Here is a 4489-nt window from a genome sequence, read left to right as displayed (position 1 = left end):
AACTACCGCCGTAGACAGATAGCCCAGCCCCAAAACCTTGGGGAAATATCGTTACAATCGCAAGCACTCATAGATCAGAGCGTGTGCATCATCAACGCGCCGCTGGCTCAGTGCATCGTGACAACCAAAAGTGTTAAATCAACACGCTATTTTTCTCATGTCTAGGCTCAAAACGCCAATGAGACCAATAGCGGTTATCACCCAGCTTGGGAATTTTACATGAGCTTTACCAATCACATTGTCGCCGTCGCGACTTGTCGAACGCCTTATAAACAAAAGTTTGGCATACCAAGACAACCTGGCCTCGTTGAAGCACGCGGCTATGTTGAGCTTGAGCCCCATATCAATCATCTCGATGCCGTGCGAGGCATTGAGCAATATTCCCACTTGTGGTTGTTATTTTGCTTCCATGAAAATCTTGCCCAAGGCTGGAAAACCACTGTGCGTCCGCCGCGTTTAGGCGGCAACGAAAAACTCGGCGTATTTGCCACTCGCTCGACCTTTCGCCCCAATGGTATTGGTCAGTCGGTGGTAAAACTGCATGGGGTTGTACAGCGTAAAGGCAAAGTGTGCCTTGAAATTTCCGGCATGGATCTGGTCGATGGCACGCCAATTATCGATATTAAGCCCTATATTCCCTTTTCGGATTCGATTGAAGGTGCTGTCGGCGGCATGGCCCAGGAGGCACCGAAACTGATTGCCGTCGAGTTTAGTGATCTTGCCGATGAACAAATCAACGCCTACGGCAAACAAGAAGCCTATACGGATTTAGCCGTGCTTATCCGTGGCGTACTGGGACAAGACCCTCGCCCTGCCTATAAAAAAGCCAAGGATGACCCTAAGTTATATCAAATCGCTTTATATGATTTAGATATCTTTTGGCAGATGGCGGTCGATGAGGATGAGCGGGAATATATTCAAGTCATCGAACTTAAACCGGGGAAATGTGGCTAAATGTCTACGCCGAACTCGAACACTGTGCCAGATTATCAACGCCAACATAAAAAGCGTTTATCTTGGATGCCTTGGCTGTATTTTTCATTAAAAGATAAACACTTAGCCTGGGCAAAGCCCTGGCAAGATGAAGTACAAGCGGCTCTTTGCGCCCTCGAAACGGTCCACATTGGTGAGCAATGTTTTATCGCGCCAGAAGCCGAGCTATTTGCCGAGCCCAACCGTGATATTCGCATGGGCAAGCGTTGCATGATTGCCGCGGAGTGTTTTTTACATGGCCCCATCACCTTAGGCGATGAAGTGGCTATCAATCATGGCTGCTCCTTTGACGGTGGGCGCGTGGGGATTCAAATCGGCAATCAAACCCGCATTGCCAACCATGTCACCATTTATGCCTTTAATCACGGTATGGCGCCCGATGCCCCAATTTATAAACAACCGGCTCAGTCTACAGGCATTATCATCGGCAACGATGTCTGGATTGGGGCGCAAGCTGGCATCGTTGATGGTGTCACGATTGGCGATCACGCCGTTATCGGCATGGGCTGCATCGTCACGAAGGATGTGCCCGACTGGGCTATCGTTGCGGGTAATCCTGCAAGGGTGATTGGCGATAGGCGCGATAAGTAAACGGCACCCGCAGCATAATCCAAGCACGCGTGCCTTAACCACTATCCCGCCTTAAACATGCGATTTGTCACGCAGCTAACTGAATTTAACCTCAATCCATAGGTGACATCATCAAAGCAGATGATAAAATGGCGCCCATTCAACTCAAATTTGGACATCGGTAATGCGCGTCAGCAAGTACCTGCTATCAACACAAAAAGAAACTCCTGCCAACGCAGAGGTTATTAGTCACCAATTAATGTTACGCGCCGGGATGATCCGTCGTAACGCCTCAGGCCTTTACAGTTATCTGCCGACGGGTCTACGCGTACTGCGTAAAGTCGAAGCCATTGTTCGTGAAGAGATGAACAAAGCGGGCGCGATTGAAATCCTTATGCCTATGGTGCAACCGGCTGATTTGTGGGTGGAAACAGGTCGTTGGGATAAGTTTGGTCCAGAACTCCTGCGCTTTAAAGATCGTCACAACCGTGACTTCGTGTTAGGCCCAACCCATGAAGAAGTGATCACCGACTTAATTCGTAAAGAAGTCAGCTCTTACAAGCAATTACCGCTGAACCTTTATCAAATTCAAACCAAATTCCGTGATGAAGTGCGCCCACGCTTTGGCGTTATGCGTTCACGCGAGTTCCTGATGAAAGATGCTTACTCTTTCCATCTGGACGTCGATACCATGAATGCGACCTATGAGGCGATGTATCAAGCCTATAGCAACATTCTGTCGCGCATGGGCTTAGCCTTCCGCCCTGTACTAGCCGATACCGGTTCTATCGGTGGCAGCATGTCCCACGAATTCCACGTTCTGGCACAAAGTGGTGAAGATTTGATTGCCTACTCAACGGGTAGCGACTATGCCGCTAACATTGAGAAAGCCGAATCACCACTGCCGACCGAAGCCCGCGGCGCGGCCACAGCAGAATTACGTTTAGTCGATACGCCCAATGCGAAAACTATCGCTGAACTAGTTGAACAATTTGGTTTAGATATCACTAAAACAGTGAAAACCTTAATTGTTAAAGGTGCGACTGAAGCCGCGCCACTGGTTGCGCTGATTGTGCGTGGCGACCATGAACTGAACGAAATCAAAGCAGATAAATTAGAGTTAGTGGCATCACCACTCGAATTTGCATCTGATGCTCAGATCCGTGACGCCGTGGGCGCCGGTCCAGGCTCGCTCGGCCCTGTAGGGTTGAATATGCCAATCATTATCGACCATAGCGTGAGCGTGATGAGCGATTTTGCGGCGGGTGCCAACGTCGATGATAAACACTACTTTGGCATCAACTGGGAGCGCGATTTACCACTGGCTCAAGCGGCGGATATCCGTAATGTGGTCGAAGGCGAACCCACCCCAGATGGTTTAGGTACCTATGCGATGGCGCGCGGTATTGAAGTGGGCCATATCTTCCAGCTGGGCACTAACTACTCTAAATCGATGAATGCCACCGTACTTGACGAAAATGGCAAGTCACAGGTGCTACTGATGGGTTGTTACGGTGTCGGTGTGAGCCGTATCGTCGCGGCCGCTATCGAGCAAAATTTTGATGACCGTGGCATCATTTGGCCAGAAGCAATCGCCCCGTTTAGCGTGGGGATTTTGCCAATGAACATGCACAAGTCACACCGCGTCACCGATATCGCCGAGCAATTATACAAAGACTTAAGTGCTGCAGGCATTGACGTATTACTCGATGATCGCAAGGAGCGCCCAGGCGTGATGTTTGCCGATATGGAGTTAATTGGTATTCCACATACTATCGTCATTGGTGATCGCAATATCGATGCGGGCGTGTTTGAATATAAAAATCGCCGCACCGGTGAAAAGCAAGACATCCCCTTTGCCGAGATTGTCGATTTCATCAAAAATCAAATGAACGGCTAACAGTAAATAGTCAACCATATCGACAATAATGCACTTAAGGCACGACTTAAGTGCATTTTTTTATGGGGCTTACCCCACATTTTTTTGAGGATCTGCTGCGCATGCAGCCCCGGCTCTCTTCCTGCGTAAAAAAACCATCCAAATCGGCGAACCGTAACCGCTTAATGCTTGCTTTTTAACCTTAAGCATTGCTTTAATAAAACCATTGAACATCCATTGGGTTAGCAGATTGCCAACATCTACAGCATTAGTCCTGGGTGGCGGTGGAGCTCGGGCCGCCTACCAAGTCGGCGTGTTAAAAGCATTAGTACAGTGTTATCCACGCAATCATAGCATTCCCTTTAAAATTATCAGTGGCACCTCCGCTGGCGCCATTAATGGCACATCTATCGCGACCCATGCCTCATGCTTTCATTTAGGTGTGCGCAAACTCGAGTGGGTCTGGCGCCATATGGAAACCCGCAAAATTTATCGCACATCGATCCCCGAGGTATTAAGTCATTTAGCCAAGATGGCCCTCAAGGGATTACAAGATGATAAGGTCAATACCGATGCAGGCAGCTTGCTAGATAATGAACCATTACGCCTCCTGCTCAATCAGCTCATCGACTTCAAACGCATTGACCGCAATATCCAAAATGGCGCGCTCACCGCACTCAGCGTTGACACCTCTTGCTATAACAATTCGCGTTCTGAGACCTTTTTTCAAGCAGCGAGAGACATCGACAATTGGACCCGAGCGAGGCGCAGTGGTATACGAAAAATGCTCAATACTGAGCACTTGCTCGCCAGCTCCGCGATCCCTCTGGTATTCCCGTCGATTAAGCTTAACCAAGCCTATTACGGCGATGGCTCAGTCCACCAACTGGCGCCCCTTTCGAGCCCCATTCATTTGGGCGCGACTCGGCTTTTTATCATCAACTTGGATAGCCCTCACAAACATTTTCCGATGGAGCTTGAGTATCACCCTAAGACCGCCACCATTGCAGGGCATCTTTTAGATACTGTCTTTTCTGATACGTTAAA

4 protein-coding genes are annotated in these 4489 nt (G+C 49.0%); all 4 read left to right on the top strand.

Annotated elements, in window-relative coordinates:
- Positions 1–219 precede the first annotated feature (219 nt).
- On the top strand, positions 220–954 hold the full coding sequence (gene tsaA / locus ACRCZA_RS09375; RefSeq protein ID WP_438674179.1) for a tRNA (N6-threonylcarbamoyladenosine(37)-N6)-methyltransferase TrmO: 735 nt from the start codon (positions 220–222) through the stop codon (positions 952–954).
- Entirely contained in the window at positions 955–1584 is a 630-nt protein-coding gene (locus tag ACRCZA_RS09370; RefSeq protein WP_438674178.1) for an acyltransferase, read from the top strand.
- 163 nt (positions 1585–1747) lie between these two features.
- On the top strand, positions 1748–3463 hold the full coding sequence (locus tag ACRCZA_RS09365; RefSeq protein WP_438674177.1) for a proline--tRNA ligase: 1716 nt from the start codon (positions 1748–1750) through the stop codon (positions 3461–3463).
- A gap of 229 nt (positions 3464–3692) precedes the next feature.
- Positions 3693–4489 (top strand): patatin-like phospholipase family protein (locus tag ACRCZA_RS09360; protein WP_438674176.1); only part of this gene is annotated, 797 nt, incomplete at its 3' end.

Origin of the sequence: Shewanella sp., assembly GCF_051658185.1 — a bacterium.
Classification (GTDB): domain Bacteria; phylum Pseudomonadota; class Gammaproteobacteria; order Enterobacterales; family Shewanellaceae; genus Shewanella.
Note: the sequence above shows the minus strand (reverse complement) of the source record. Positions and strands in the feature narration are given on the sequence as shown.

Bases quoted from the DNA above. Each gene is read 5' to 3' on its own strand.
- ACRCZA_RS09370 (WP_438674178.1), top strand. From the start codon at position 955: ATGTCTACGCCGAACTCGAACACTGTGCCAGATTATCAACGCCAACAT.
- tsaA (WP_438674179.1), top strand. From the start codon at position 220: ATGAGCTTTACCAATCACATTGTCGCCGTCGCGACTTGTCGAACGCCT.
- ACRCZA_RS09365 (WP_438674177.1), top strand. From the start codon at position 1,748: ATGCGCGTCAGCAAGTACCTGCTATCAACACAAAAAGAAACTCCTGCC.